At 73.2% G+C, this 26,209-nt stretch carries 22 protein-coding genes and 2 tRNA genes; 8 read left to right on the forward strand and 16 right to left on the reverse strand.

Annotated elements, in window-relative coordinates; translation table 11 throughout:
* Window positions 1-324: 324 nt before the first annotated feature.
* Window positions 325-579: a DUF3073 domain-containing protein gene (locus BS73_RS18815; RefSeq protein ID WP_037574037.1), complete on the forward strand. Its 255-nt coding sequence runs from the start codon at window positions 325-327 to the stop codon at window positions 577-579.
* 214 nt (window positions 580-793) lie between these two features.
* Here BS73_RS18815 and purM read toward each other — a convergent pair whose 3' ends face one another.
* The 5 genes from purM to BS73_RS18840 all read right to left on the reverse strand — a co-directional run bounded on the left by purM (window position 794) and on the right by BS73_RS18840 (window position 5,926).
* The gene (gene purM, locus BS73_RS18820; RefSeq protein ID WP_037574038.1) at window positions 794-1,870 is read right to left on the reverse strand and encodes a phosphoribosylformylglycinamidine cyclo-ligase; all 1,077 of its coding nucleotides are present in this window, start codon (window positions 1,868-1,870) and stop codon (window positions 794-796) included.
* 149 nt (window positions 1,871-2,019) lie between these two features.
* Window positions 2,020-3,612, reverse strand: a complete 1,593-nt coding sequence (gene purF / locus BS73_RS18825; protein WP_037574041.1) for an amidophosphoribosyltransferase — start codon at window positions 3,610-3,612, stop codon at window positions 2,020-2,022.
* A gap of 102 nt (window positions 3,613-3,714) precedes the next feature.
* Window positions 3,715-4,542 carry a sterol carrier family protein gene (locus BS73_RS18830; RefSeq protein WP_037574044.1) on the reverse strand — a complete coding sequence of 276 codons (828 nt, stop codon included), beginning with the start codon at window positions 4,540-4,542 and terminating at the stop codon, window positions 3,715-3,717.
* A gap of 20 nt (window positions 4,543-4,562) precedes the next feature.
* Window positions 4,563-5,399, reverse strand: a complete 837-nt coding sequence (locus tag BS73_RS18835) for a DUF4097 family beta strand repeat-containing protein (protein WP_037574046.1) — start codon at window positions 5,397-5,399, stop codon at window positions 4,563-4,565.
* 80 nt (window positions 5,400-5,479) lie between these two features.
* Entirely contained in the window at window positions 5,480-5,926 is a 447-nt protein-coding gene (locus BS73_RS18840) for a hypothetical protein (RefSeq protein ID WP_235215449.1), read from the reverse strand.
* Between the two features lie 133 nt (window positions 5,927-6,059).
* Between BS73_RS18840 and BS73_RS18845 the strand changes: the two genes are divergently transcribed.
* Window positions 6,060-6,347: a putative T7SS-secreted protein gene (locus BS73_RS18845; protein WP_235215450.1), complete on the forward strand. Its 288-nt coding sequence runs from the start codon at window positions 6,060-6,062 to the stop codon at window positions 6,345-6,347.
* Window positions 6,344-7,723 carry a hypothetical protein gene (locus BS73_RS34810; RefSeq protein WP_051940100.1) on the forward strand — a complete coding sequence of 460 codons (1,380 nt, stop codon included), beginning with the start codon at window positions 6,344-6,346 and terminating at the stop codon, window positions 7,721-7,723. Before BS73_RS18845 ends, BS73_RS34810 begins: the two co-directional genes overlap by 4 nt.
* 1 nt (window position 7,724) lies before the next feature.
* Here BS73_RS34810 and purL read toward each other — a convergent pair whose 3' ends face one another.
* The 3 genes from purL to purS are packed head-to-tail and all read right to left on the reverse strand — an operon-like array spanning window position 7,725 to window position 10,950.
* Window positions 7,725-9,992 (reverse strand): phosphoribosylformylglycinamidine synthase subunit PurL, encoded by a 2,268-nt coding sequence (gene purL / locus BS73_RS18855; protein WP_037574051.1) that lies wholly within the window; start codon window positions 9,990-9,992, stop codon window positions 7,725-7,727.
* A gap of 11 nt (window positions 9,993-10,003) precedes the next feature.
* The gene (purQ, locus tag BS73_RS18860) at window positions 10,004-10,687 is read right to left on the reverse strand and encodes a phosphoribosylformylglycinamidine synthase subunit PurQ (protein WP_037574054.1); all 684 of its coding nucleotides are present in this window, start codon (window positions 10,685-10,687) and stop codon (window positions 10,004-10,006) included.
* Window positions 10,684-10,950 (reverse strand): phosphoribosylformylglycinamidine synthase subunit PurS, encoded by a 267-nt coding sequence (gene purS / locus BS73_RS18865; protein ID WP_037574057.1) that lies wholly within the window; start codon window positions 10,948-10,950, stop codon window positions 10,684-10,686. The genes purQ and purS overlap by 4 nt, the downstream gene beginning before the upstream one ends.
* 415 nt (window positions 10,951-11,365) lie before the next feature.
* Here purS and BS73_RS18870 point away from each other — a divergent pair, with 415 nt between their 5' ends.
* The 4 genes from BS73_RS18870 to BS73_RS18885 all read left to right on the forward strand — a co-directional run bounded on the left by BS73_RS18870 (window position 11,366) and on the right by BS73_RS18885 (window position 13,493).
* Window positions 11,366-11,683: a histone-like nucleoid-structuring protein Lsr2 gene (locus tag BS73_RS18870; protein WP_037574061.1), complete on the forward strand. Its 318-nt coding sequence runs from the start codon at window positions 11,366-11,368 to the stop codon at window positions 11,681-11,683.
* Between the two features lie 153 nt (window positions 11,684-11,836).
* Window positions 11,837-11,911: transfer RNA gene (locus tag BS73_RS18875), tRNA-Gly, on the forward strand.
* 114 nt (window positions 11,912-12,025) lie between these two features.
* A tRNA-Gly gene (locus BS73_RS18880) sits at window positions 12,026-12,101 on the forward strand.
* A 132-nt stretch (window positions 12,102-12,233) separates the two neighbouring features.
* A complete protein-coding gene (locus BS73_RS18885; RefSeq protein ID WP_037574064.1) occupies window positions 12,234-13,493 on the forward strand; it encodes an MFS transporter in 1,260 nt (419 codons plus the stop codon).
* Between the two features lie 97 nt (window positions 13,494-13,590).
* On the opposite strand, the gene BS73_RS18890 is transcribed toward BS73_RS18885, so the two are convergent.
* The 4 genes from BS73_RS18890 to purD all read right to left on the reverse strand — a co-directional run bounded on the left by BS73_RS18890 (window position 13,591) and on the right by purD (window position 20,154).
* Complete coding sequence (locus BS73_RS18890) at window positions 13,591-14,505, reverse strand: phosphoribosylaminoimidazolesuccinocarboxamide synthase (RefSeq protein WP_037574067.1); 915 nt, start codon at window positions 14,503-14,505, stop codon at window positions 13,591-13,593.
* A 96-nt stretch (window positions 14,506-14,601) separates the two neighbouring features.
* Entirely contained in the window at window positions 14,602-16,227 is a 1,626-nt protein-coding gene (locus BS73_RS18895; protein ID WP_037574070.1) for a N,N-dimethylformamidase beta subunit family domain-containing protein, read from the reverse strand.
* Window positions 16,173-18,194 carry a hypothetical protein gene (locus tag BS73_RS34815; RefSeq protein ID WP_235215451.1) on the reverse strand — a complete coding sequence of 674 codons (2,022 nt, stop codon included), beginning with the start codon at window positions 18,192-18,194 and terminating at the stop codon, window positions 16,173-16,175. Before BS73_RS34815 ends, BS73_RS18895 begins: the two co-directional genes overlap by 55 nt.
* 700 nt (window positions 18,195-18,894) lie before the next feature.
* Window positions 18,895-20,154, reverse strand: a complete 1,260-nt coding sequence (gene purD, locus BS73_RS18905) for a phosphoribosylamine--glycine ligase (protein ID WP_037574073.1) — start codon at window positions 20,152-20,154, stop codon at window positions 18,895-18,897.
* A gap of 338 nt (window positions 20,155-20,492) precedes the next feature.
* On the opposite strand from purD, the gene BS73_RS18910 reads away from it, so the two are divergent.
* Window positions 20,493-21,338 carry an SLATT domain-containing protein gene (locus BS73_RS18910; protein ID WP_235215452.1) on the forward strand — a complete coding sequence of 282 codons (846 nt, stop codon included), beginning with the start codon at window positions 20,493-20,495 and terminating at the stop codon, window positions 21,336-21,338.
* Window positions 21,339-21,460: 122 nt separating this feature from the next.
* Here the strand turns inward: BS73_RS18910 and BS73_RS18915 are convergent, their stop codons facing one another.
* The 4 genes from BS73_RS18915 to BS73_RS18930 form a co-directional block, all read right to left on the reverse strand.
* Window positions 21,461-22,108, reverse strand: coding sequence for a hypothetical protein (locus tag BS73_RS18915; RefSeq protein WP_037574079.1), 648 nt, complete (start codon window positions 22,106-22,108; stop codon window positions 21,461-21,463).
* Between the two features lie 63 nt (window positions 22,109-22,171).
* Window positions 22,172-22,945, reverse strand: a complete 774-nt coding sequence (locus BS73_RS18920) for a GntR family transcriptional regulator (RefSeq protein WP_063837017.1) — start codon at window positions 22,943-22,945, stop codon at window positions 22,172-22,174.
* 255 nt (window positions 22,946-23,200) lie between these two features.
* The gene (locus tag BS73_RS18925; RefSeq protein WP_037574082.1) at window positions 23,201-24,562 is read right to left on the reverse strand and encodes an aspartate aminotransferase family protein; all 1,362 of its coding nucleotides are present in this window, start codon (window positions 24,560-24,562) and stop codon (window positions 23,201-23,203) included.
* A 234-nt stretch (window positions 24,563-24,796) separates the two neighbouring features.
* Window positions 24,797-26,083 carry an adenylosuccinate synthase gene (locus tag BS73_RS18930; protein WP_037574085.1) on the reverse strand — a complete coding sequence of 429 codons (1,287 nt, stop codon included), beginning with the start codon at window positions 26,081-26,083 and terminating at the stop codon, window positions 24,797-24,799.
* Window positions 26,084-26,209: the final 126 nt, after the last annotated feature.

The raw sequence follows: 26,209 nt of genomic DNA on the forward strand, positions 1-26,209 counted from the left end.
CCGGATTCTCAATCCGGCCCGCCGATTCGGGCCGACCGGGGGATCGGCACGGCTCTTACGAGGGATAATCGACGGCGGGCGGGCCCGGCGCCAGCGCCTCCGCCCGCCGCGAACAGGGCATCCGCTACCCTGGTGACCTGCAACGACAAGGTCACGAGCCGGGGTATCCTGCGCCACGTCGTACGGGCGGCGTACCGTATGGCGCTGGAAGCAGGTACCGTTGATGCTCTACGGAGCGGTCCTCTCAAACGAGAGAGGCCGGTCTTCAACATGAACGCGTGTCAGACTCGGGGCCGTGAGCCCCGTCGTTGAGGGGGTCGAGCCATGGGGCGCGGCCGGGCCAAGGCCAAGCAGACGAAGGTCGCCCGCCAGCTGAAGTACAGCAGCGGCGGGACGGACCTCTCACGTCTGGCCGAAGAGCTGGGCGCATCGTCAGAGCAGAGTTCGGTGAACACCGAGCCCTTCGAGGACGATGACGAAGAGGATGACCCTTACGCGCGGTACGCCGAACTCTACGACGTCGATGACGACGAAGAGGACGAGGAGAACGGTGGCGGCCAGGCCCGTCGCCGGGCCTGATACTCGTCGCGACCGCGACCCGGGTGCACGACCGAATCACCGGTTCGAGAGCTGATCTCGGACCGGTCTTCGGCGTATCCGGGCGGCGGCCGCCACTGAGCCTCTGACCGCCGCCGAGCCCCAGGCAAGCCGCTGCCGCAGCGACGCGGACGCCCCCGCAGAGGCGCGGCGCCCCCGCAGCGGCGACGCCGCTCCGAGCGGACCCGAACGGGGATCAGGCGTACTCGCCGTACAGCGCCGCGCCCTCGTCGCTCTCCGCCGTGGCGGCGTCGACGACGTCGCCCAGCAGCCAGGACTCGACGTCCCGGTCCTCCAGCACCGCGAGCACCGCGTCCACCGACTCCTGCGGCACCACGGCGACCATCCCCACGCCCATGTTGAGGGTCTTCTCCAGCTCGATCCCGGCCACCTGGCCGACCTCGCCGACGGTGGAGAAGACCGGCAGCGGCGTCCAGGTGCCGCGGTCGAGCCGGGCGTGGAGGCCGTCCGGGATGACCCGGGCCAGGTTGGCCGCGAGTCCGCCGCCGGTGATGTGGGAGAAGGCGTGCACCTCGGCCGCCCGGGCCACCGCGAGGCAGTCCAGCGAGTAGATCCGGGTCGGCTCCAGCAGTTCCTCGCCGAGGGTGCGGCCGAACTCCGGGACCTCCCGGTCGAGCTTCCAGCCGGCCCGCTCCAGCAGCACGTGGCGGACCAGCGAGTAGCCGTTGGAGTGCAGGCCGGAGGCGGCCATCGCGATCACCGCGTCGCCGGCCCGCACCCGGTCCGCGCCGAGGAGGGCGTCCGCCTCGACCACGCCGGTGCCGGCGCCGGCCACGTCGTACTCGTCGGCGGCCAGCAGGCCCGGGTGCTCGGCGGTCTCGCCGCCGACCAGGGCGCAGCCGGCCAGCACGCAGCCCTCCGCGATGCCCTTGACGATGTCCGCGATCCGCTCCGGCACGACCTTGCCGGTGGCGATGTAGTCGGTCATGAAGAGCGGCTCGGCTCCGCACACCACCAGGTCGTCGACGACCATGCCGACCAGGTCGCGGCCGATGGTGTCGTGCTTGTCCATGGCCTGGGCGACGGCGACCTTGGTGCCCACGCCGTCGGTGGAGGTGGCCAGCATCGGGCGCTCGTAGCGCTTGAAAGCGCTGGCGTCGAAGAGGCCCGCGAAGCCGCCGAGGCCGCCGACCACCTCGGGCCGCTTGGCCTTGCCGACCCAGCTCTTCATCAGCTCGACGGCGCGGTCGCCCGCGTCGATGTCGACGCCGGCGGCCGCGTAGGTCGCTCCGGTGGAATCGTGGTCAGTCACGGGGACGGCCCTCTCGGGTCAGGGGATCGGGTGGCGCACCCCGGGGCCCCGCTGGTTCGCAGGGGGCCTCGGGGGGACTTCTGGGGGACTTCTGTGGGGGGCGGGGCGCTCTGGGGGTGCCGGACCGCCGCCTCTAGGGGATCACGCGGTCAGGGGCGGCGCAGCGCGTCCGACCCGCCGACGCCGCCGAAGAGCGAGCGGACGCCGTCCAGGTCGGCCGGGGAGCCGGCCCGGGGGGTGCGCTCGGCGTTGCCTGAGGCGGCGGAGCCGGAGGCGATCTCGGCCTCAAGCAGGTGCTTGCCCAGCAGCCCGGGGTCCGGCAGCTCCATCGGGTACTCGCCGTCGAAGCAGGCCCGGCAGAGCCGCTCCTTGGGCTGGTCGGTGGCCTCCACCATGCCCTCGATGGAGATGTACGCCAGCGAGTCGGCGCCCAGCGACTTGCCGATCTCCTCGACCGAGAGGCCGTTGGCGATCAGCTCGGCGCGGGTGGCGAAGTCGATGCCGAAGAAGCAGGGCCACTTGATCGGCGGCGAGGAGATCCGGATGTGCACCTCGGCGGCGCCCGCCTCGCGGAGCATCCGGACCAGCGCCCGCTGGGTGTTGCCCCGGACGATCGAGTCGTCCACGACGACCAGCCGCTTGCCCTGGATGACCTCGCGCAGCGGGTTGAGCTTGAGCCGGATGCCGAGCTGGCGGATGGTCTGGCTGGGCTGGATGAAGGTGCGGCCCACATAGGCGTTCTTCACCAGGCCGGAGCCGTACGGGATCCCGCTGGCCTCGGCGTAGCCGATGGCGGCCGGGGTGCCGGACTCCGGGGTCGCTATCACCAGGTCGGCCTCGGCCGGGGCCTCGGCGGCGAGCTTGCGGCCCATCTCCACCCGGGCGAGGTGGACGTTGCGGCCGTTGATGCTGGTGTCCGGACGGGCCAGGTAGACGTACTCGAAGACGCAGCCCTTGGGGCGGGCCTCGGCGAACCGGGAGGCGCGGAGGCCCTCCTGGTCGATGGCGACCATCTCGCCGGGCTCGACCTCGCGGATGAAGCTGGCGCCGACGATGTCCAGCGCCGCCGTCTCGGAGGCGACCACCCAGCCGCGCTCCAGGCGGCCGAGGACCAGCGGGCGGATGCCCTGCGGGTCGCGGGCCGCGTAGAGGGTGTTCTCGTCCATGAAGACGAGGGAGAAGGCGCCCTTGACCGAGGGCAGGATCTGCCGGGCGGTCTCCTCCACGGTCCACTCGGGGTGGCCCGCGAGGAGGGCGGTGACCAGGTCGGAGTCGTTGGTGGCCGAGCCCCGGCCGTCGCGGGAGACGTGCTCCTCGCCGGGGAGTTCGGCCACCAGCCGGGCCAGCTCGGCGGTGTTGACCAGGTTTCCGTTGTGGCCCAGGGCGAGCGAGCCGTGGGCGGTCGCCCGGAAGGTGGGCTGGGCGTTCTCCCAGACCGAGGAGCCGGTCGTGGAGTAGCGCGCGTGGCCGATCGCGATATGGCCGGTGAGCGCACCGAGCGAGGTCTCGTCGAAGACCTGCGAGACCAGACCCATGTCCTTGTAGACGAGGATCTGGGAGCCGTTGCTCACTGCGATGCCCGCGGACTCCTGTCCCCGGTGCTGCAGCGCGTACAGCCCGTAGTAGGTGAGTTTGGCGACCTCTTCACCCGGGGCCCAGACGCCGAAGACGCCGCAGGCGTCCTGGGGGCCCTTCTCACCCGGGAGGAGGTCGTGGCTGAGTCGTCCGTCACCACGTGGCACGCCACCGAGTCTAGGGCAGGCGATCCGGGTGGTTCGAACGAGATGGCAACGGTCGTGCGCGGTCCGGAAGCTGACGCCGCCTCGGACGCGCGTAGACCGCCCTCAGGCCATTACAGGGAGTAGCGCGGAGAGATCGCTGCGCTCCCCACTGGCCGTGAGTTCCGCCACTTCCACCGCGTCTTCCCAGGTCAGACGCCCGGTGGCGAGCCGGACCCAGACCAGCGGAGAGGTCTCCACCACATTCGGCGGGGTGCCGCGGGTGTGCCGGGGGCCCTCGACGCACTGGACGACCGCGAACGGGGGGATCCGCAGTTCGACGGAGCCGCCCGGGGCCTGTTCCGCGAGGGTGTCGGCGAGCAGCCGGACCACGGCGGCCAGGGCCTGCCGGTCGTGCGGGAAGTCCGGCCTCTCGGGGTCGGCGGCCTGGAGGGCGGCGGTGAGGTCGTCGGCGTGGACCACGGACTCGACGAGGCGGGTGACCAGGAAGTCGGCCAGCCGGAGGGTGCCGAGCCGGGTCGGGACGAGGAGGGACTCCTGTCCGGCCAGGTCGGGGAGTTGGCCCAGGAGGTGGTCGATCGCGGCGACCGGGTCGTAGGCGCCGCCCGCGGCCCGCTCCCGGACCGTCTCGTCGATGGCCTGGGCGGCCTCGGCGGCGCCGCGGACCCAGCCCGTCAGGTCGAGCGGGCGGGCGGCGGCGCCGGCCGGCGGGGTGTCCCGGGCGGCGGTGAGGGCGCGCTCCACCGCGTCCGCGGCGAAGCCGAGGTGGACGGCGAGCTCGCGGACGGTCCAGTCGCCGAGGCGGGTGGGGAGGAGGAGTTGATCCTCCGTCAGCCCGGCGAGCTGTTCGCGGATCGCGGTGAACTCGGCGGCGAGCGCCGAGCGCACCGCGGCGGGGTGGTAGGTCCTGGCGCGGCGACTGGTCTGCGGCATGCCGGAAGCGTAACCGGGCCTCAGAAGGTGCCGAGGGCGATGTTCCCGGTGACGGTGTGGACGGTCAGGGTGTCGGCGGCGGCGGAGTCGTTCGGCAGGCCGCTGGTGACCGAGCCGGTCACCGTGTGGGCGTCCACCCGGTAGGCGTGGCGGGGCAGGGTGAGCCGGATGCCGCCCGCGGCGGCGGTGGCCGAGATCCGGTGCGGGGCGGACGAGAAGACCACCTGCTGGCTGCCGGCGCCGGAGGCCAGGTCGGCGGTGGCGGAGGAGACGTCCCGGCCGGTGATGGTGCCGGAGAGGGCGGTCACGATCAGCGGTCCGCCGATCCCGTCCAGATCGACGTCGCCCGAGCCGACGTTGACGGTCACCGCCCCGGCCGCCCGGTTCACCCGCACCGTCCCGGCGCCGCCGCGGACCTGGACGGTGTCGGCGCCGGTCACACTGACCGGACCGGCGGCGGAGTCCACGGTGACGGCGGGGCCCGGCGGGGTGGTGATCCGGTAGTCGATCGAGCAGTCGCAGCCGGAGCCGAGGGTCAGCGAGCCGCCTGAGGTGCTGCCGGGGACGGCCGCCGGCTTGTCGCCGTGGTACTCGATGTCGCGGTGCACGGTGGTGGCCGAGGTGCCGGACGGGCCCGCGGTGATCTCCACCGAGCCGGCCCCGCCGCGCACGGTGATCTTGTTCAGCTGACCGTGGACGGTGGTGTCGTCCGAGGCGTGCGCGGCCGAGCCGCCGACGTCCACCGAGATGGACGGCGTGGAGCTGGAGCACCCGCTCAGCGCGAGCGCGACGGAGGCGAGGACGGCGGCGGCCGCGGCACCGAGCGCGGTACGCCGCCGATGGATCGGAGCCGGCATGTCTCCCCCTGGATGCAGCTTCTGCGCGGTTCGTCCCCCGCCCTCTTCCTGCCCCCGGCGGGAGGACTACTCACAGCTTGTCACCCTCGGGTGACGGTGCGCGTCAACTCCCGGTGCAGGGGCCGCGCGGTGGCCAGGACGAAGCAGCCGAAGAGGGTGATGACCGGCAGTCCGTAGGGGCGGAGGAGGACGCCCGCCGGGTCGCCGGCGAGGAGCGGCGCGTCGGCCCACCAGTTGGCCGCCACGTCCAGCGCCATCACCGCGGCCCCGATCGGGGCGGCGGACGGGCGGCGGCGCAGGAGGAGGACGACCACCAGCGGGTCGAGCAGCAGCAGGGCGTGGAAGAGGAGCTGCGCGGGCAGCGGCGCCGAGCGGTAGGCGTGGAGGCCGCCGGTGCCGACGTCCCACAGGTGGGCGCCGAGGCCCTCGGCGAAGCCGATCACCCAGATCCAGCGGGCCCAGCGGATCCAGCGGGGCGCGGGGAGCTCGGTCGGAAGGGGTGCGGCGGGCTGAGTCTTGGCTGTCATGGCGCTTCGAAGGTAACCGGCGCCGAACGCCGTGGCACTCGTTCGGGTGATCGCGGCGGCTTCCGGACGGTTCGTCCGCGTACCGGGCCTACGCTGCCGATTCCTGCAGGCCGTACTGGGGTGGGGGTGCCGGATGGGGCAGCGGACGACAGGGCGGATGGGACGGCGGGCCGAGGTGTTCGGCCTGGCGGACCGACTCCGGGCGCTGGCCGCGGAGTTGGAGGGGCACGCCGGGCAGCTCCGGCTGCGGACCGGCGCGATGCGGTGGGAGGGCGAGGCGGCGAACGCGTTCCGGCGGCGGATCCGGCGCCGGGTCGGCGAGGCGCTGCTCGGCGCGGACGGCCTGAGAGCGGCGGCGGCCGCGCTGGAGCGCTACGCACGCGGCCTCGCGCTCCCGGCCGGCGAGGGGATCGCCCGGTGAGCGCCCCCGACCTGCGGGTGGACGCCGAAGAACTGGCAGGGCTGCGCGCCGAGTTGGCGACCGCCGCGGAACGGGTCCAGCGGACGCTGAGCGCCGCGCGCCGGCTGCTCGCGGCCGTCGGCGCGGAACCGGACGCGGCCCCGGAGGCCCGGGCGCTGCTGGCCGGGACGCTGGACGGGCTGCACCTCCTCGGCCCCGACCTGGAGCGGGACGCTGCCGCCCTGGCGGGGGTGGCGGAGGCGTATCGGCGTACGGAGGAGGAGACGACGGCGGCGCTGCGCGCGCTGGCGGTGCGGCTCGGAGGGCGCGCGGCCCACGCGGGGCACGCAGGGCTCGCGAGTCGCGCGAGGCGCGCGGAAAGATATCCACAGGTTGTGGACGAACCGTCCGCGTACGGCCCGCTCGCCCCCTCCGGTCGTCCGGCGTCGGCCGGGGGCCGGCCGCAGGGCCGGGGCGAGGCGCCGAGGCAGCGGTCGCACACCGCGCATCGGATGCCTGCCGCCCGCGCGGCGCATCTGACCCACCTCGCCTATCTGGCGCACTGCGCCCACCACGCCCACGGCGTTCATCTCGCCCACCGGGCGCACGCCGAGCGGTCGGCCCGGCACGGCAGGCGGTGGTCCGGCCCGCACGGCGGGGCGGGCGCCACGGGGCTGGCGCACTGGCACGCGCCGGGCGCCGGAGCCCACGGCGCGGGGCAGCCGCGCCCGTGCGCGACCGCGCGCCCCACGGCGCCGGCCGGTCCCGGCGGATCCTCCGGACTGCCGCCGCTGCTCGGGCCCTGGCCGCTGGGGCCCTGTCGGCAGACCAGCGGCAGCGGATGGCCGGCGGCCGGGCGGCCGCATCAGCCGGGTCGGCCGCACCAGCCCGGGCGCCCTCGCCGCCCGGGCCATCCGCATCGGCCGCGACCGACCCGTCCGCAGGGCCACGCTCCGGGCCGTCCGCACGGCCATGCCCCCGGCCGGGGATCGCTCGGCTCCCCCGCTCGCGAGACCATCCTCCGCCGCGCCGCGCGCTGGGCCGCGCACCCGGTGCCGTACAGCATGGCGGCCCGCCACCATGGGTGGCGGGCCGACTGCTCGGGGTTCCTCTCGATGGCCTGGGGTCTCGACCGCTCATACACCACGGTGACCCTGCCGCGCGTCGCCCATCGCATCCGCAAAGCCGAACTCCGGCCCGGGGACGCGCTGTTGAACAGATCCCCGGGCCGATACGGCCATGTGGTGCTCTTCGAGCGCTGGGCGGACTCCGCACACACCGCGTACTACGGGTACGAACAGTCCCCTGGCGGGACGAAGCACCGGCGCATCCCGTACCCGTACTTCCCGGGGCACGGGCGCTTCGTCCCCTACCGCCTCAACCGGCTGGGGCGGTGACTCAGCCGAAGAGCCCCTCCAGAACGCCGGTGCTCGCCTCGCGCAGCTCCGCCAGCGGCAGCGTGAACTGCCCCTGGACCTCCAGCGCGTCGCCGTCCAGCACGCCGATCCGCGCCGCCGGGAGGCCGCGCGCCGAGCACATCTCGCTGAACCGCAGCTCCTCGCTGCGCGGGACGGAGACGATCGCCCGGCCCGCCGACTCGGAGAAGAGGAAGACGAACGGGTCCACGTCCGCCGGCGGAACGATCCGCGCGCCCTGGCCGCCCTTGACCAGGCTCTCCACCAGGGCCTGGGCCAGGCCGCCGTCGGAGAGGTCGTGGGCCGCGTCGATCATCCCGTCCCGGGAGGCGGCGATCAGGATGTCGGCGAGCAGCCGCTCCCGCTCCAGGTCCACCTTGGGCGGCAGGCCGCCCAGGTGGCCGTGGGCGACCTGGGTCCAGACCGAGCCGCCGAACTCGTCCTCGGTGTCCCCGAGGAGGTAGACCAGCTGGCCCTCCTGGGCGAAGGCCATCGGCGTCCGGCGGGACACGTCGTCGATGACGCCGAGGACGCCGACCACCGGGGTCGGGTGGATGGCCACGTCCCCGGTCTGGTTGTAGAGCGAGACGTTGCCGCCGGTCACCGGGGTGCCCAGGATCTGGCAGGCGTCCGCGAGCCCGCGGGTCGCCTCGGCGAACTGCCACATCACGTCCGGGTCCTCGGGGGAGCCGAAGTTGAGGCAGTCGGTGACCGCCAGCGGCTTGGCCCCGGTCGCGGCGACGTTGCGGTACGCCTCGGCCAGCGCCAGCTGGGCACCGGCGTACGGGTCGAGCTTGGCGTAGCGGCCGTTGCCGTCGGTGGCGATGGCCACGCCGAGCCCGGTCTCCTCGTCGACCCGGATCATCCCGGAGTCCTCCGGCTGGGCCAGCACGGTGTTGCCCAGCACGAAGCGGTCGTACTGGTCGGTGACCCAGCTCTTGGACGCCTGGTTCGGCGAGGAGGCGACCTCCAGCACGACGGCCCGGAGTTCGTCACCGCTGGCCGGGCGCTTGAGCCGCTCGGCGGTCGGCGCGTCGGCCTGCAGCCCGTCCTGCCACTCCGGCCGGGCGAACGGCCGCTGGTAGGTGGGGCCCTCGTGGGCGACGGTCCGCGGCGGGACGTCGACGATCTGCTCGCCGTGCCAGAAGATCTCCAGCCGCTCGCCCTCCGTCACCTCGCCGATGACGGTGGCGATGACGTCCCACTTCTCGCAGATCTCCAGGAAGCGGTCGACATTCTCGGGCGTGACGACCGCGCACATCCGCTCCTGCGACTCGCTCATCAGGATCTCCTCGGGGGAGAGCGAGGAGTCGCGGAGCGGCACGGTGTCCAGCTCGACCCGCATGCCGCCGGAGCCGGCCGAGGCCAACTCGCTGGTGGCGCAGGAGAGTCCGGCGCCGCCGAGGTCCTGGATGCCGACCACGAGGTCCTCCTTGAAGACCTCGAGGGTGCACTCGATCAGCAGCTTCTCCTGGAAGGGGTCGCCGACCTGGACCGCGGGGCGCTTGGTCGGACCGCCGTCCGCGAAGGTCTCCGAGGCGAGCACGGAGACGCCGCCGATGCCGTCGCCGCCGGTGCGGGCGCCGTAGAGGATCACCTTGTTGCCGGCCCCCGAGGCCTTGGCGAGGTGGATGTCCTCGTGCTTCATCACGCCCACACACAGCGCGTTGACCAGCGGGTTGCCCTGGTAGCAGTCGTCGAAGACGATCTCGCCGCCGATGTTCGGCAGGCCCAGGCAGTTGCCGTAGCCGCCGATCCCGGAGACCACGCCGGGCAGCACCCGCCTGGTGTCCGGGTGGTCCGCCGCGCCGAAGCGCAGCGGGTCCATCACGGCGACCGGGCGGGCGCCCATCGCCAGGATGTCCCGGACGATGCCGCCGATCCCGGTGGCCGCGCCCTGGTAGGGCTCGATGTACGAGGGGTGGTTGTGCGACTCGACCTTGAAGGTCACCGCGTAGCCCTGGCCGACGTCGACCACGCCGGCGTTCTCGCCGATGCCGACCAGCATCGCGTCGTTGGCCGGGGCCTTCTCGCCGAACTGCTTGAGGTGGACCTTGCTGCTCTTGTACGAGCAGTGCTCGGACCACATCACCGAGTACATCGCCAGCTCGGCGCCGGTGGGGCGGCGGCCGAGGATGTCGCGGATCCGCTGGTACTCGTCCGGCTTGAGGCCGAGCTCGGCCCAGGGCTGCTCGTCCTCGGGCGTCCCGGCGGCCCGCGCCACGGTGTCCAGCTGCTTGTGAGTGCTCATCGGATACTCGCTCATCGGACGCTGACCAGACGCTTCAGTACGGAGGTGAAGAAGCCGAGGCCGTCGGTGCCGCCGGTACCGATGCCGGGCTCCACGGCGTGCTCGGGGTGCGGCATCAGGCCGACCACGTTGCCCGCCTCGTTGGTGATGCCGGCGATGTCGTTCACCGAGCCGTTGGGGTTGACGTCGAGGTAGCGGAAGACCACCCGGCCCTCGGCCTCCAGCTGCTCCACGGTGCGGCGGTCCGCGGTGTACCGGCCGTCCATGTTCTTCAGCGGGACCGAGATCTCCTGGCCGGCGTCGTAGTCCGCGGTCCAGGCGGTGTCCCCGTTCTCCACCCGCAGCTTCTGGTCGCGGCAGATGAAGTGGAGGTGGTTGTTGCGGAGCATGGCGCCGGGCAGCAGGTGCGACTCGGTCAGCACCTGGAAGCCGTTGCAGATGCCGAGCACCGGCATCCCGGCCCGGGCCTGCTCGATGACCGTCTCCATCACCGGGGAGAACCGGGAGATGGCGCCGGCCCGCAGATAGTCGCCGTAGGAGAAGCCGCCGGGCAGCACCACCGCGTCGACCCCGTGGACGTCCTTCTCGCGGTGCCAGAGGGCGACCGGCTCGGCGCCCGCCCGCTGCACCGCGCGCTGGGCGTCGCGGTCGTCGAGGGATCCGGGGAAGGTGACGACGCCGATCCGCGCGGTCACACCGCACCGCCAGCGGAGTCGGACTCCACCCGGACGGTGAAGTCCTCGATCACGGTGTTGGCGAGGAAGGTCTCGGCGGCCTTCCTGATCATGGAAAGGGCGGCTTCGTCGACCGGCCCGTCCAGTTCGAGTTCAAAGCGCTTGCCCTGGCGGACATCCGCGATCCCGTCGAATCCCAGACGAGGCAGTGCGCGCTGCACCGCCTGTCCCTGGGGGTCGAGGATCTCCGGCTTGAGCATGACGTCGACCACGACGCGTGCCACGGGTACTCCCGGTGATGTTGGTGCGGTGGAGATGCCCAGAATACCGGGGCCCGGAGGGGCTCGGACCCGCCGCTCCCGGCGACGCGCGTAGACGCTCCGCGTAGACGGGGAGCGGCCGGCGCGGCCCCTCCGCCCGGCTTCCCGAACTCCGGGGAACGGGAGGTAATTCACCGCTTTCCGCATATTAGGCACCGAGTTCCCGGCGGGACCGCAATACCAGCCCGAAGCGCTGCCGTCCAGTCCTCGCAGAGGTGCACAGAAGCCCTCGCGGAAGCGACACGGAAAATGTTTTGGAAATGGTCTTAGTTATATGGCCTACCCGGGTGCAGAATGGCAGCATCGACCCGTTGCGCCAACCCGGGCAGGGGCCATGGCGGGGGTCGGTGTTCGTCCCGCCCCGAGAGGATTGACGCCCATGGCTCAGCGCGTAGTGGTCACGCTCTTCGACGATCTGGACGGCGGAGAAGCGGCCGAGACGATCTCCTTCGCTCTGGACGGGAAGTCCTACGAGATCGACCTGTCCGGCGGCAACGCGCAGAAGCTGCGCGACGTCCTCGCGCCGTACATCCAGGCCGGCCGCAAGCAGAGCCGATCCGGCAAGACGTTCCGGCGCACGGCGGTCGCCCCCGATCCGGCGACGGTCCGGGCCTGGGCGCAGTCCCGCGGAATGGACCTGCCGGCCCGCGGCCGGATCCCCAAGCACGTCTACGAGGCCTTCGCCGAGGCGAGCTGAAGAATTTTCCCGATCTTCGTGATGAATCGGACAAAACACCCCCCGGCGGTGATCACAGCCGCCGGGATCGGGTAATGTTCTTCTCGTCGCCGGGACGGAGCGCCGAAACCGGAGGTCGCAAGACCGAAGGGGCAGGCACGAAGGACCGAACGCGCGGGTGTAGCTCAGTAGTAGAGCGCCCCCTTTCCAAGGGGGAGGCGCAGTGTGCGATTCCTGTCACCCGCTCCACTCCACCTCGACTCGCCGAGGGTGGCACGACCACCCCGAGGGATCAGGTAGAGTAGAGCCCGCCGGAAGGGACCGACGGCCGAGAGGCCGGAAGAACCGGACGGTGGACACCATGCGGACGTGGCTCAGCTGGTAGAGCATCACCTTGCCAAGGTGAGGGTCGCGGGTTCGAATCCCGTCGTCCGCTCCACAACCGAAGGGCCCGCTCATCGAGCGGGCCCTTCGGCGTTTTCGCCTGCCGGTTCTTTGACACACCGTTGACAGGCAGTCCTTCCCTCCCTACGTTCCTCCTGCTGATCACATCCATCGCCAGGGGGCGCTGATGCTCAAGGTCATAAGAGATCAGGCCGGCGGCCTGACGAAGGATCAACGGAACGCCTTCGTGGCGGCCTATCTGGGCTGGGCGATGGACGCGTTCGACTACTTCCTGGTCGTGCTGGTCTACGCGGACATCGCCCAGGACTTCCACAAGTCGCTGACCGACATGGCCTTCCTCACCACGGTGACGCTGGCGATGCGGCCGGTCGGCGCCTTCATCTTCGGCTGGTGGGCGGACCGCAAGGGCCGCCGGCTTCCGCTGATGGTCGACGTGGTCTTCTACTCGATCGTCGGTTTCGCCTGCGCCTTCGCGCCCAACTACGCGGTGCTGATGGTGCTTCGGCTGCTCTACGGCATCGGCATGGGCGGCGAGTGGGGCCTCGGCGCGGCGCTCGCCATGGAGAAGATCCCCAGCCAGAAGCGCGGATTCTGGTCCGGGGTGCTCCAGGGCGGCTACTCCATGGGTTATTTGGTCGCGGCCCTGGCCTATCTCTTCATCAAGCCGGAGTTCGGCTGGCGCGGGCTCTTCGCCTTCTCGATCCTGCCGGCGCTGATCTCGCTGCTGGTCCGGTCCCGGGTGCGGGAGTCCGAGGTCTGGGAACGGAACGTCAAGCTCACCAGGACCTCGCCGGGCCAGGTCTTCCGGGACCCGAAGGTGCTCCGACGGTTCGTGTACCTGGTACTGCTGATGACGGCCTTCAACCTGATGTCGCACGGCACCCAGGACGTGTATCCGACGTTCATCAAGAAGGGCCTCGGCTTCTCGCCGGACACCGCGACCCTGATCGCCATCGTCTACAACCTCGGGGCCATCCTCGGCGGAATGGTCCTCGGGGCGTACTCCGAGCGGCTGGGGCGGCGGCGGACCATCATGTGGGTGGCCGGGCTCGGCATTCTGGTGGTGCCGTTCTTCGCGCTCTCCACCACGGCCGGGCTGCTCGCGGTCAGCTCGTTCCTCATGCAGTTCTGCGTCCAGGGCGCCTGGGGCGTCATCCCGGCGCATCTCACCGAGCTGAGCCCGGACGCGATCCGCGGCTTCTACCCGGGCGTCACCTACCAGTTGGGCAACCTGATCGCGGCGCTGAACCTGCCGCTGCAGGAGACCATCGCCAAGGGGCACGGCTATCCGGCGGCCCTGATGTGGACGGTCTTCCCGACGCTGGCGCTGACCATCCTGCTGACGGCGATCGGCAAGGAGGCCAAGGGCGTCGAGTTCGGCACGGCGGCGACCACGACGGCGCCGGCCACCTCGACCGCGAGCTGACCGCGAGCCGCTGACGCCGAACCGACGGCGAACTGACGGCCCGCAGAACGGAGAACGGGGGCGCCGGCCTCGCCGCGCCCCCGTTGCGGCTCAGGGCTCAGGACCAGGCGGTGCCGGTCAGCCGCTCGTACGCCTCGATGTAGCGGGCGCGGGTGCGCTCCACCACGGCCGCGGGGAGCTCCGGCGGCGGCTGCTCGGACTCCCGGTCCCAGCCGGACTCCGGAGACACCAGCCAGTTCCGGATGATCTGCTTGTCGAAGGAGTCCTGCGGGTGCCCGGGCTCCCAGCGCTCCAGATCCCAGTAGCGGGAGGAGTCGGGGGTCAGCACCTCGTCCGCCAGCACCAGTTCGTCCTCCCCCGACTCGGAGGTGGCGAAGCCGAACTCGAACTTGGTGTCGGCCAGGATCAGGCCGCGCTCCCGCGCGACGTCCCGGGCCCGGCCGTAGACGGCCAGGGTCAGCTGGCGCAGCTGCGCCGCCGTCTCGGCGCCGACCCGGCGGGCGACCTCCTCGTAGGAGACGTTCTCGTCGTGCTCCCCCACCTCGGCCTTGGTGGCCGGGGTGAAGATCGGAGCCGGCAGCTCGGAGCCGTCCTCCAGGCCCTCGGGAAGCGCGATCCCGCAGACCGTCCGGTCCTGGCGGTACTCGGCCAGGCCCGAGCCGGTGAGGTAGCCGCGGGCCACGCACTCCACCGGGACCATCCGCAGGCCGCGGCAGACCAGCGTCCGCCCCGCCCAGTCCTCCGGCGCACCGGCCGGCACCTCGGCCGACAGCGCGTGGTTGGGGACCTGGTCCACGAGCTGGTCGAACCACCAGAGGGACAGCTGGGTGAGGATCCGGCCCTTGTCCGGGATCTCGGTCGGCAGCACCCAGTCGAACGCGGACGTCCGGTCGCTGGCGACCATCACCATGTCGCCCTTCTCATCCCGGTACAGGTCACGGACCTTGCCGGTGTGGAGGTGGGTGAGGCCGGGCACCTGGACCGGCTCGGGCTTCTCGACGAATCCGCTCAAGGCTCTGCCCTTTTTCTGGAGGCCATCGTTGGGCCCGAGTCTTTCACGCACTCCGGCCGCGGGCCCGGCCGGGACCGTTGCCGGGGGCGAGGAGGCTCAGGCCAGCTTGCAGATCCGGTCCAGGAGGTTGGCCGTCGCCCGCTGGACCCGGGCGTCCGTGTGTCCCGGCCGGTCCAGCGCCGGCGACCAGGCGAAGGTCCCCGAGGCGAAGACCCAGGCCCCGCTGGGGGCCCGGTAGAGGGAGGTCTCCTGGTGCCGGGTCGCCCCCCGGACGTCCTGGTACGGCGAGTGGGCGAGCAGCAGCCGCTCGCTGCTCTCCGGCAGCGGGGCCCGCGGGTGGTACCGGTCGGCCTCGCCGGCGACCAGGCCCTCCAGCGGCTCGTGCTCGCGGACCCCGGTGCCCTCCCACAGCCAGTGGTCGGCGTTACGGACCACCAGCGGGGCCGGCTCCGGCACCCGGCCGGCGTACTGGATGCCGAGCAGCCGCTGCTCGGCCCCGGAGGCGGACGCGGTCTCGCCGCCCGGGCCGGCGCCCGCTCCCCCGGCGCCCGCTCCCCCGGCTGCCGCGCTGCCGGACCCGCCGGAGTCCCGCCACAGCGAGGTGCGGGGGCTGCCCGGGGGGAGCGGGATCGGCCGCTGCCGCTTGCGGCAGCTGATCAGCCGGTCCGGGTCGCCGGACGGTCCCGGCTCCAGCTCGACCTTCCAGTACATGGTGTTGGCGCTGAGGAAGACCAGCGAGGTGCCGGCGTCCCGGGCGGTCTCCACGGACCGCCGCATCGGCTCGGACCAGTACTCGTCGTGGCCGGGGAAGATCAGCCCGCGGTGCCGGGACGGGTCCACCCGGCCGGCGTGGAGGTCGGTGGCGTTGGCGTAGGCCAGGTCGTAGCCGTAGCGCTCGGCCCAGCGGATCACGTCGTAGGCGTGGCCGACGTGCAGCGGCAGGCCGGCCCCCGCGTACGGGCGGTCGAAGGAGACGGTGATCGCGGCCTCGGACTCGCCGAGCAGCCGGCCCTTCTCGTCCCAGGCGTGGTAGAGGCTCGCGCCGTTCCGCCCGTCCTCCGGGAACATGTTGTAGGCCTGCCAGGTGACGTCCGGCAGCAGCAGCATCAGATCGGCGGCCCGGGCGGGGCTACGCACGGTGAACGGGATGTGGCTGCGGTAGCGGTTGTCCGCCGTGGTGAGCACCGCGACATAGGCCCCCGGCGGCCAGTGGCCGGGGATCTGCAGCCGCCAGGACATCCACCAGTGGTGGCAGCTGACCGTGCGCCCGGCCACCATCGGGGCCGGCTGGCGAAGGCCGGAGACCTGGGGGCTGGCCGCCATGTGGCGGGCGCCGGCGCCGCCGTAGTGGCCGATCCGGTAGACGTCGACGGTGAACTCCTGCGGCGGGTTCACCGAGACCCTGAGGTCGAGGGCACCGCCGGGGAGGACGCCGGAGGCCGCCGCGAAGCCCTTGATCTGTCCGGTGACGTCGTCCGCCGTGCTCGGCCGGTCCAGGCCGGAGCGGAGCTGCTCGGTGCCCGGAGCGGTCCGCGCGTTCGGGACCCGGCCCTGGTTGCCCTGGCCTTCGGTCAGATCCACGTACCACGGCACCTTCAGCCCGGTGTCGTCGAAGTAGAGGTCCGCCCCGCGCAGCCACGGGAGCGGCCCCTGGCCGAAGGGGTCGGTCACGCCGTGAGCGAGCGCTCCGGACTCCCAGCGGTGGATCTGCCCGGTACCCACGCCGTCCTCGCTCCCCTCGCACGCTCCCTGGAACCGACCCGGGTCGCCCGCCGGACGAGGCGTCCGCGGGCGGCCGGATACGCACTGTCCGATGCCCTGCGGCTACCCGGTGTGCTGCATCGTATGTGCTGATCCGCCGAACGGCCCCGGAGTTGGCGCGGTTGGTGTCGCCGGGGCTGCGGCAGCCGTGGCTCAGGCCGGTCGGAGGGGCGCGTCGGCCCGTATCCCCGCCCCGGCGAGCCAGCCGCGGAGCGCCTTGGTGTCGCCGTGCTCCACCGCCCGGGCGACCGCCGGGGCCAGGTCGCTCCGGCGCACCCCGTCCACCAGCAGCACCGGTCCGTCCAGCCAGTCCAGTCCGGGGCGGGCCGCTCCGGCCTCCATGGCGGCGCAGCAGACCAGGGCGGCGAGGTGCTCGCCGAGGGGCTCAGGGGCCTGCTCGGGGCCTGGCCGGTGGGGGCCTGGCCGGCGCCGGCGGCGCGGCCGTCGGGCAGCGGCAGGCTCCGGACCAGCAGCTCTCCCCGGCCGCCGGCCAGCAGGTCGAGCACCCGGCCGACGGCGGGCGCGAAGGGCCCCTCGAAGGGCTCCTCCCCCGAGTCGGGGGCGCCAGGGCCGGCACTCGCGCCGTCGGCGGCGACCGGGCCGCCGGAGCCGGCGTTCGCGGACCGCGCGGCGGAGCGCCGTACGTGGTCCACGTGGTCGGTGCGGCCGGCCGGCCCGGTCGGATCGGCCCGGTCGGCCGGACCGGTGTGCCGGCCGGCCTGTGCGGAGAGGCCGGAGAGCCCGCCGGAGCCGGCCGCGGGCCGCCGCTCCGCCGCGGCGTCCAGCGCCCGCAGCGCCGAGAGCAGGACCGCGGCCCTGGTCCGCCAGGTCCGGGCGACGACCTCCTCCGGGTACTTCTCCCAGCTGACCGGGGCCAGCTCGGACGGGGGGCCGTAGAAGAGGCCGGCGGCGAGGTCGGAGATCCGCCGGTCCACCTCACCCGGATCCTCCAGCAGATCGCAGGCGGGGCGTTCGCTGAGCCGGCTCTCGTAGCCGTCGGCCAGCCGGTCCCGGCGGGAGAGCTCGGTGAGGGCGGAGACCGCGCCGGCGTTCAGCCGCTCCGGGCTGCGGCCGATCCGCCAGGCGGGGAGGGCCACCCGGTCGAGCATCCGATCCCAGCCCGCGTAGGCCAGGCCGACCTGCTCCTGGGCGGCGATCCGCCGGCCGTAGTCGACCAGCTGGGCCCGTTCGGCGGCCCCGGCGGCGACCGCCCGCTCCAGGGCGGCGGCGGGCTGCCGGGCCCGGCGGAGGAGCGCCCGGGCGGGCCTGGCCAGGATCCGGTCCAGGCGGCTGCCGGCGGGGGCGGCAGGCGCGGGGGCGGCAGGGCCCTCGGCGGACCCGCCGAGGGCTCCGTCGGGGCGGCCGAGGGCCAGCGCGTCCAGGCCGCGGACGAAGCGGCGGGCCGCGGTGATCTCCCGGTCGGCGGTGGCGGCGCCGCCCGCGACCACCGGGGCGAGCAGCGCGCGCAGCTCGTCCACCCGCATCCACCACAGGAACGGGGAGCCGATCACCAGCGCGGGCGGCCCGCCCGCCGTGGCGTCGTCCTCCAGCCAGCTGTCGCAGTCCGGGGCCAGCGCGATCCGGGACGGGGCCGGCACCTCCAGGCGCTCGGCCAGCTCCCTGACCAGCCGGTAGAGCTCGGGGGCCGCCCGTTCGGCGATCGGCGCGGAGAGCGGGGCGGGCGGGGGCACCCGGCGGACCCGCAGCGCGAAGAGGCCGGCGGCGAGCAGCATCAGCAGCGCGATCCCGGTGACCGCCCAGCGGGCCGCCCCCCAGGCGCCGGCGTCGGGCGCGCCGGCCGCTCCCATCCGGCCGGTCAGCCGGCCCGCCCAGAGCACCACGGCGACGGCGGCCGGCAGCACCGCCAGGCCGAGCGCCGTGCCGCGCACGCGCAGCACGGCCTGGGCTCGGGCCCGTGCTTGTGCCATCTCGGTACCAGCCACTGCTCGCATCACCCCTGTTCGCCTGCGCGTCTGGCTCCGGCGCGGGTCGTACGGCTCAGCTTTCCGCTGCGTCGGGTCGGTCGGTCGGGTGGGTCTTGCGGTCGGAATCCGCCAGAAACCGCCACGGGCTTCGCCGGGTTCCGATGGGAACCGGCTGCGCTCCGATCCGGGTGCGGTCTCCAAGTGGACTGACGAACCGTCGGACGAGCGTCGTTCCACGGCATCCGCCGATTCACCCGGACCGGTGGTTCCCGAGGGAATCCGGACGCGGACCTCCGGTGAACGAACAGAATGCCCACCCCCAGACTGCCCCGGCCGGCCTCCCCTGGCTGGTCGGCGCGCGTTTCGGAACCCGCGACCGGCTTCCCCGCACGCCCGTACGGGATGCGGTTCTGGGCACCATAAGACGCCGGTCCGACAATCGTCAGCCGGATCCGCCCGGAGTCACCCGAAGGAATGTGCGGTTGGCTCGATTCGCCCATCGCACCCGCCGCGACCTTTCCGTTCGCCGCGCGTAGCGGATTCGCCGCAGCACGCCCGGGATCCCCCCGAACAGCCGTCCCCCGCGCGGCCGTTGCTCTCCTGCGCCCCTCGGGCGCGGCAAGCGCCGACGGGCGTCCGCGCCCCGCGTCCGGCCGGAGGCGCGGACGGGGGCGCGGACGCCCGTCGGTAGGTAGGGGTGCCGTCAGCCCGCCTCGGCGGCCGCGCGCTCGGCGATGTCGCCCCGGTGGTGGGAGCCGCGCAGCCGGATCGCGCCGACCCCGCGGTACGCCCGCTCCCGGGCCGCCGCCAGGGTCTCGCCGAGGGCCGTCACCGAGAGGACCCGCCCGCCGGCGCTGAGCACCGTCTCGCCGTCCTCGGCCAGCCTGGTGCCGGCGTGGAGGACGTAGCTGCTGCCGTCGGCCGCCTCGGCCTCGGCCAGGCCCTCGATCGGGTCGCCGGTGCGCGGCGAGACCGGGTAGCCCTCGGAGGCGATCACCACGGTCACCGCGGCGCCGTCCGCCCAGCGCAGCGGCTCGATCTCGGCCAGCCGCCCGGTGGCCGCCGCGTGCAGCAGGCCGGCCAGCGGGGTGCGCAGCCGGGCCAGCACGACCTGGGTCTCCGGGTCGCCGAAGCGGGCGTTGAACTCGATCACCCGGATCCCGCGCGAGGTGACCGCGAGGCCGGCGTAGAGGAGGCCGGAGAACGGGGTGCCGCGGCGGCGCAGCTCGTCCACGGTCGGCTGGAGGACGCTCTCCATGACCTCGTCGACCAGCTTGGGGTCCGCCCAGGGCAGCGGCGAGTAGGCGCCCATCCCCCCGGTGTTGGGCCCGGTGTCCCCGTCGCCCGCCCGCTTGAAGTCCTGCGCGGGCTGCAGCGGGACCACGGTGGTGCCGTCGGTGACGGCGAAGAGGGAGACCTCCGGGCCGTCCAGGAACTCCTCGATCACCACGCGGTCGCAGCCGCGGGCGTGTGCCCGGGCCGCCGCCACGTCCTCGGTGACCACCACGCCCTTGCCGGCCGCCAGGCCGTCGTCCTTCACCACGTACGGCGGGCCGAAGGCGTCCAGCGCGCGGTCCACCTCCTCGGCGGTGGTGCAGACGTAGGAGCGGGCGGTGGGGACGTTGGCCGCGGCCATCACCTCCTTGGCGAAGGCCTTGGAGCCCTCCAGCCGGGCCGCCTCCGCGCCCGGGCCGAAGACCGGGACGCCGCGCTCGCGGACGGCGTCCGCGACGCCCGCCACCAGCGGGGCCTCCGGGCCGACCACCACCAGCTCGGCGCCCAGCCGCTCGGCCAGCCCGGCGACGGCGGAGCCGTCCAGCTGGTCGACGGGGTGCAGCCGGGCCACAGCCGCGATCCCGGCGTTGCCCGGGGCGCAGTGCAGTTCGGTGACGTCGGGGTCGAGCGAGAGCGCACGGCACAGAGCGTGCTCGCGGGCGCCGTTTCCGATGACGAGGACCTTCACGCACCCGAGCCTACTGGTCCGCCCGGCCGCCCCCGCCCGACGGGGCGGGGGTACCGCGGATGCGGCGGTCCACCGGCCGGGTGAGAGGGTGGGCCGCCGAGACCACCCCCGGGGGGCGGCGGAGCCCCGTGCGGGGTGTGCCTCGTACGGGTGATTCCCCGGCGGGCCGGGGGGAGCCGCCGCGGGGCCTCGCGAGGGCGGTGACCTCGGGCGGCGCTCCCGTACCGGCTCACACTCGGGCAACATCCGTGGGGAAACCGTAAGGAACCGCCCCCGCAGTCAGCCATTTGGCGGTAAGAAGTGGTGATTGGCCAGTCGTCCGACAGGGAGCCCCGCGAGTGAGCCAGCCCGACATGCAGCCCGAAGAGCCCTCATGGGCGCAGGAGGGCGGTGGTCCCGAGGAGGATCCGGCGCCGGCCATGGCCGCCGCCCGGGCCCGGCATCCGTCCGGTCGTGCCGGGGGCGGCGAGCGCGAGCGCGCCGAGCGGGACCTGTCGGCCCGCCAGTTCCCGCTGGGTGACTGGGGCGAGCCGGCCGAGCGCCTGGAAGAGCTGTACCGCTGGTCCGAGGAGCGGGCCGTGGAGGCCATCACCTGGTACCAGCGGGACCGCAGGTGGAAACGGTTCGGCGCGCGGGCGCTGCGGCTGGCCGCGGCGCTGCTGGCGGCGGCCGGCGCGGCGATGCCGCTGGTCTCGCTGGCGGACGCGGCCGCGGCGGGCTCCTGGGCGCACCAGCTGGCGCCCTGGGGGTACGTGGCCCTGCTGCTGGCCGCGGCCTGCCTGGCCGCGGACCGGGTGTTCGGGCTCACCAGCGGGTGGATGCGGGACGTCTCCACCGCGCATGCGCTGCAGCGGCGGCTGGAGGCCTTCCAGTTCGACTGGGCCTCGGAGTGCGTGCGCGAGGTGCTCGGGCCGACCGAGGGCACGGCGGGCGAGGCCGCGGAGCGCTGCCTCGGGGTGCTGCGGCGGTTCTGCGAGGACGTCTCGGAGATGGTCCGGGCCGAGACCTCGCAGTGGATGCTGGAGTTCCGCGCGGCGATGACGGCCCTGCCGACGCAGGCCGCCGGGGCATGGGGCGAGCGCCGCGAGCCCGGCGGCGGGGCGGGCTCCGCCGCGCAGGTCCGCATCCTCCCCCCGGCGAGCGGCCGCGCGACGATGCCGAGGCAGCGCCCTCCGGAGCGCTGAGGGCCGCCGCCCGCCCGCGCCGCCCCGGACGGGAGCGGGCGGGGCGGGGCGGACGGAGCGGGCCGGGCCGGAGCGCGCGGCGGCAGGCGAGCCCGAGGCGCACGTCCGCGGGGGACGACGCGTCAGGCGAAGACCACCATCGAGCCCTGCCCCAGGGCCTGGACCGCCGCGGCATGGAGACCGGTCCAGGCGTGGCGCTCCTTCGCGAAGGGACCGTCTTCGGCGGGCGGCGGGTAGGCGGGCCCCTCCAGGGAGGTCGGCGCCACCGGGCGCACCGGGCGGGGAGCCTGCCGGGGGTCGATGCCGATCGCCGGGGCGACCTTCTCCAACTCGCGCAGCAGGCCCTGGACGGAGCCCAGCGGGCCGCCGGCCGACAGCAGCTCGTCGGTGACGATCGGCCGCTCGAAGTCGATCGGCACATACGCCCCGGCGTGGTCGAAGTGCCAGACCAGATGCGAGAGTTCGGCGCTGCTCTCGAACATCTCCAGCAACTGCTCGTAGTCCCCGCCGAGTTCGTCCACCGGCGTGATCTCGAGACCGGTGAGCTGCAGCAGGTAGACCCGTCGCAGGAAGTGCAGCGAGTCGTAGTCGAAGGCGGCTATCGGCTCGACGTCCCCGCTCAGTCCCGGCATGTAGTGGTAGACCGGCACCTCGGGCAGCCCGTGCTCGGCGAGCGCGGCGTTGTACACATCCAAGTCGTCCCGGAACGGGTTCTCCGGGCTGTGGCAGAGCACGTCGACGAGCGGGACGAGCCAGATGTCACAGGCCACTGACGAATCCTCCTGGTGGGTGCGCGGACCGACGGACCAGCAACCCTAGCGCCCACCGGGCGTTCAGGAACGGGGATCGCGCTGCCCGGGCACGCGGGACGGCCCGTCACCCGGATACCCCGGCGCGGAGACCACGACGCCCTCGGCGCTCTCCCCGCACAGCTCGGCCATCAGCCCCGCCGACCGCCGGTGGTAGTCGCCCAGCAGTTCCCGCACCCCGGCCAGGTCGGCGGCCGCCACCCGGTCCACCAGTGCCAGGTGGCCGGTCCACAGCCGCTCGGCCAGATCGTCCCGGCCGCGAAGGTACGGGGCGGAGAACATCCAGGCCTGCACCCGCAGCCAGTCCAGGTAGTCCACCACCCGGGGGCTGCCGACCAGCCCGCCCAGCTCGGCCCAGAACCGCCGGTCGCAGCCGACCACCAGATGGAGCTCGCCCGCCTCGGCGGACCGCTGGGCCGCCTCGGCCCGGCGGCGGACGGAGGCCAGCCGTTCCTGGTCGGGCAGCCGCAGCCGGCGCCGGAGGTGGCGGAAGATCCCGTCGATGACCAGCACCCGGGTCTCGACGATCTCGACGAAGTCCTCCCAGGTGAGGGCGGGGACGGTGAAGCCGCGGTGGTGCTCGATCCGGAGGAGGCCCTGGGCGGTGAGGTCGACCAGCGCCTCCCGGACCGGGGTGGCGGAGACGCCGTACTGCTCGGCGACCTCCTTGACCGTGAGGTCCTGGCCGGCGGGCAGCCGTCCGGTCATCATCTCCTCGCGCAGCGCGTTGGCGATCTGCTCGCGGAGGCTGCTGCGGCGCACTTTCGGGGAGGAGGCAGGGGCGTCGGCACCCACCATGTCCGTTCTCCTCCCGCACGGGGCGTTCCGGGGCTCCTGCCGGATACACCCGCTTCATCGGTTCTGCCGAGAATGCCGGTGTTGTCCCGGTTCTCGGCAGGATCCTAGTCCATCGGGCGAGCTGACATACCGTACGCGAAATGGCCCGTGCGCAGGGACTTTTCACTTTTCCCGTGCCCCGGGGAACGCGAACGGGCGCGGTCCGCACCCTCTCCGGTGCGGGCCGCGCCCGTTGCCGCGGTGGTCAGCCGGCGGTCACCCGGTGTACCGGTCGGCGACGGCGAGTGCCTCGTCCAGGATCGCCAGGCCCTCCTTGGCCTCCGCCTCCGAGGTGGTGCACGGCGGGACCACGTGGAGCCGGTTCATGTTGGTCATCGGCCACAGCCCGCGCTGCTTGCAGGCCGCCGCCAGCTCGGCGATCGGCTTGTTCTGCTCCCCGCTCGGGTTGTACGGGACCAGCGCCTCGCGGGTCTCCTTGCTCTTGACCAGGTCCAGCGCCCAGAAGACGCCGAGGCCGCGGACCTCGCCGACGGACGGGTGGCGCTCCGCCAGCTCGCGCAGCCCGGGCCCGAGGACGTTCTCGCCGAGCGCCCTGGCGTGCTCGACGATGCCCTCCTCGGCCATGGCGTTGATCGTCGCCACGGCGGAGGCGCAGGCCAGCGGGTGACCGGAGTAGGTCAGGCCGCCGGGGAAGGGCCGCTCGTCGAAGATCGCCGCGATCCTCTCGCTGATCGCCACGCCGCCGAGCGGCACATAGCCGGAGTTGACGCCCTTGGCGAAGGTCAGCAGGTCCGGGGTGACACCCCAGTGGTCGGCGGCGAACCACTCGCCGGTGCGGCCGAAGCCGGCCATCACCTCGTCCAGGATGAAGACGATCCCGTAGCGGTCGCAGATCTCCCGGACGCCGGCCAGGTAGCCCGGCGGCGGGACCAGGACGCCGGCGGTGCCGACGATCGTCTCCAGGATCACCGCGGCGACCGTTCCTGGGCCCTCGAAGGCGATGGTCTCCTCCAGGTGCTGGAGGGCGCGCTCGCACTCCTGCTGCTCGGAGGTGGAGTGGAACGGCGAGCGGTAGGGGTAGGGGCCCCAGAAGTGGCTGACGCCGCCCACCCCGATCTCGTTCTGCCAGCGGCGGGGGTCCCCGGTGAGCATGATCGCGTTGGCGGTGGCGCCGTGGTACGAGCGGTAGGTGGAGAGCACCTTGTGCCGGCCGGTGTACTGCCGGGCCAGGCGGATGGCGTTCTCGTTGGCCTCGGCGCCGCCGTTGGTGAAGAAGATCTTGTTGAGGTCGCCGGGGGTGCGCTCGGCGATCAGCCGGGCCGCCTCGCTGCGCGACTCCAGCGCGAAGGCCGGCGCGAAGGTCACCAGCTTTCCGGCCTGCTCCTGGATCGCGGCGACCACCTTCGGGTGCTGGTAGCCGATGTTGGCGTTGACCAGGCCCGAGGTGAAGTCGAGGTAGCGGTTGCCGTCGAAGTCCCAGAAGTACGAACCCTCCGCGCCGGCCACGGGCAGCGGGTCGATCAGGGCCTGGGCGGACCAGGAGTGGAAGACGTGGGCTCGGTCCGCTGCTTTCACGGCTGCGCCGAGGGTGGGATCCGGGGTGGGCGAGCTGCTCATGGGTTGATCGTAGGCTTGCCCGCCTGCGTACCGGGACTTCCACCTTGGCAGGGGGTTGGCGGCTGCGCCGACAGGCTGTCAGGGCCTGCTATCCCCGTGGCCCTTCCCGCACCGGGGGGTCGCACACCGGGGAGGGCGGACCGGGCCGTCGGCGGGCGCGGGTGGGGGTCGGCTGATCGCGCAGTTCCCCGCGCCCCTGATTCGCTGCGCGAATCCTGGGGCGCGGGGGCCTACTCAGGACAGGAAGGAGTTGACCTGGATGGTCTCGTCGCGGCCGGGGCCGACGCCGATCGCGGAGATCTGGGCGCCGGACATCTCCTCCAGGGCCTTCACATAGGCCTGGGCGTTCTTCGGGAGGTCGGCGAAGGTCTTCGCCTTGGTGATGTCCTCGGACCAGCCGGGCAGGTTCTCGTAGATCGGCTTGGCGTGGTGGAAATCGGTCTGCGAGAAGGGGAGTTCGTCCACCCGCTTGCCGTCGATCTCGTAGGCGACGCAGACCGGGATCTGCTCCCAGCCGGTGAGGACGTCCAGCTTGGTGAGGAAGAAGTCGGTGAGGCCGTTGACCCGGGTCGCGTAGCGCGCGATCACCGCGTCGAACCAGCCGCAGCGCCGGTCGCGGCCGGTGGTGACGCCGCGCTCGCCGCCGATCCGGCGCAGCGCCTCGCCGTCCTCGTCGAGGAGCTCGGTCGGGAACGGGCCCGCGCCGACCCGGGTGGTGTAGGCCTTCAGGATGCCGATGACCCGGTCGATCTTGGTCGGCCCGATGCCGGAGCCCGTGCAGGCGCCGCCGGCGGTCGGGTTGGAGGAGGTGACGAACGGATAGGTGCCGTGGTCCACGTCCAGCAGCGTGCCCTGGCCGCCCTCAAGCAGCACGACCTCGTCGCGCTCCAGCGCCTGGTTGAGCACCAGCGTGGTGTCGGCCAGGTAGGGCCGGATCCGCTCGGCGTAGCCCAGGTACTCCTCGACCACCAGGTCGGCCGGGACCGCGCGGCGGTTGTAGAGCTTGACCAGGATCTGGTTCTTGTCGTGGAGGGCCGCCTCCACCTTCTGCTGGAGGATCCCGGGGTCGAAGAGGTCCTGGACCCGGATGCCCACCCGGTTGATCTTGTCCGCGTAGGTCGGGCCGATCCCGCGCCCGGTGGTGCCGATCCGCCGCTTGCCCAGGAAGCGCTCGGTGACCTTGTCGAGGGTCCGGTGGTACGGCGTGATCAGGTGGGCGTTGCCCGAGATCAGCAGCTTGGAGGTGTCGACTCCGCGCTCCTCCAGGCCCTCCAGCTCGGAGAGCAGCACAGCGGGGTCGATGACGACGCCGTTCCCGATGACCGGGGTGCAGTTCGGGCTCAGAATGCCGGACGGCAGCAGATGCAGCGCGTACTTCTGATCACCGACGACCACCGTGTGGCCGGCGTTGTTGCCGCCCTGGTAGCGAACCACGTAGTCGACCGAACCACCGAGGAGGTCGGTCGCCTTTCCCTTGCCCTCGTCGCCCCACTGAGCGCCGACCAGCACGAGTGCGGGCACAGGCGTACACCCCTTCCGGGCGGGGCACAACACACGGCGGGAAGGCCGCCGTTCCGGCCCCGGATAGACGAAGCCCCTGGCGCAACAGCGCAAGGGGCTCTTGCACCGAGAGATTACCTGAGAAAG

It is taken from the genome of Phaeacidiphilus oryzae TH49, assembly GCF_000744815.1.
GTDB lineage: Bacteria > Actinomycetota > Actinomycetes > Streptomycetales > Streptomycetaceae > Phaeacidiphilus > Phaeacidiphilus oryzae.

Coding starts and splice junctions, on each gene's coding strand:
- BS73_RS18815 (WP_037574037.1), top strand. CDS start 325: ATGGGGCGCGGCCGGGCCAAGGCCAAGCAGACGAAGGTCGCCCGCCAG.
- BS73_RS18830 (WP_037574044.1), bottom strand. CDS start 4,542: ATGCCGCAGACCAGTCGCCGCGCCAGGACCTACCACCCCGCCGCGGTG.
- BS73_RS18835 (WP_037574046.1), bottom strand. CDS start 5,399: ATGCCGGCTCCGATCCATCGGCGGCGTACCGCGCTCGGTGCCGCGGCC.
- BS73_RS18840 (WP_235215449.1), bottom strand. CDS start 5,926: ATGACAGCCAAGACTCAGCCCGCCGCACCCCTTCCGACCGAGCTCCCC.
- BS73_RS18845 (WP_235215450.1), top strand. CDS start 6,060: ATGGGGCAGCGGACGACAGGGCGGATGGGACGGCGGGCCGAGGTGTTC.
- purL (WP_037574051.1), bottom strand. CDS start 9,992: ATGAGCACTCACAAGCAGCTGGACACCGTGGCGCGGGCCGCCGGGACG.
- BS73_RS18870 (WP_037574061.1), top strand. CDS start 11,366: ATGGCTCAGCGCGTAGTGGTCACGCTCTTCGACGATCTGGACGGCGGA.
- BS73_RS18885 (WP_037574064.1), top strand. CDS start 12,234: ATGCTCAAGGTCATAAGAGATCAGGCCGGCGGCCTGACGAAGGATCAA.
- BS73_RS34815 (WP_235215451.1), bottom strand. CDS start 18,194: ATGGCACAAGCACGGGCCCGAGCCCAGGCCGTGCTGCGCGTGCGCGGC.
- BS73_RS18920 (WP_063837017.1), bottom strand. CDS start 22,945: ATGGTGGGTGCCGACGCCCCTGCCTCCTCCCCGAAAGTGCGCCGCAGC.
- BS73_RS18925 (WP_037574082.1), bottom strand. CDS start 24,562: ATGAGCAGCTCGCCCACCCCGGATCCCACCCTCGGCGCAGCCGTGAAA.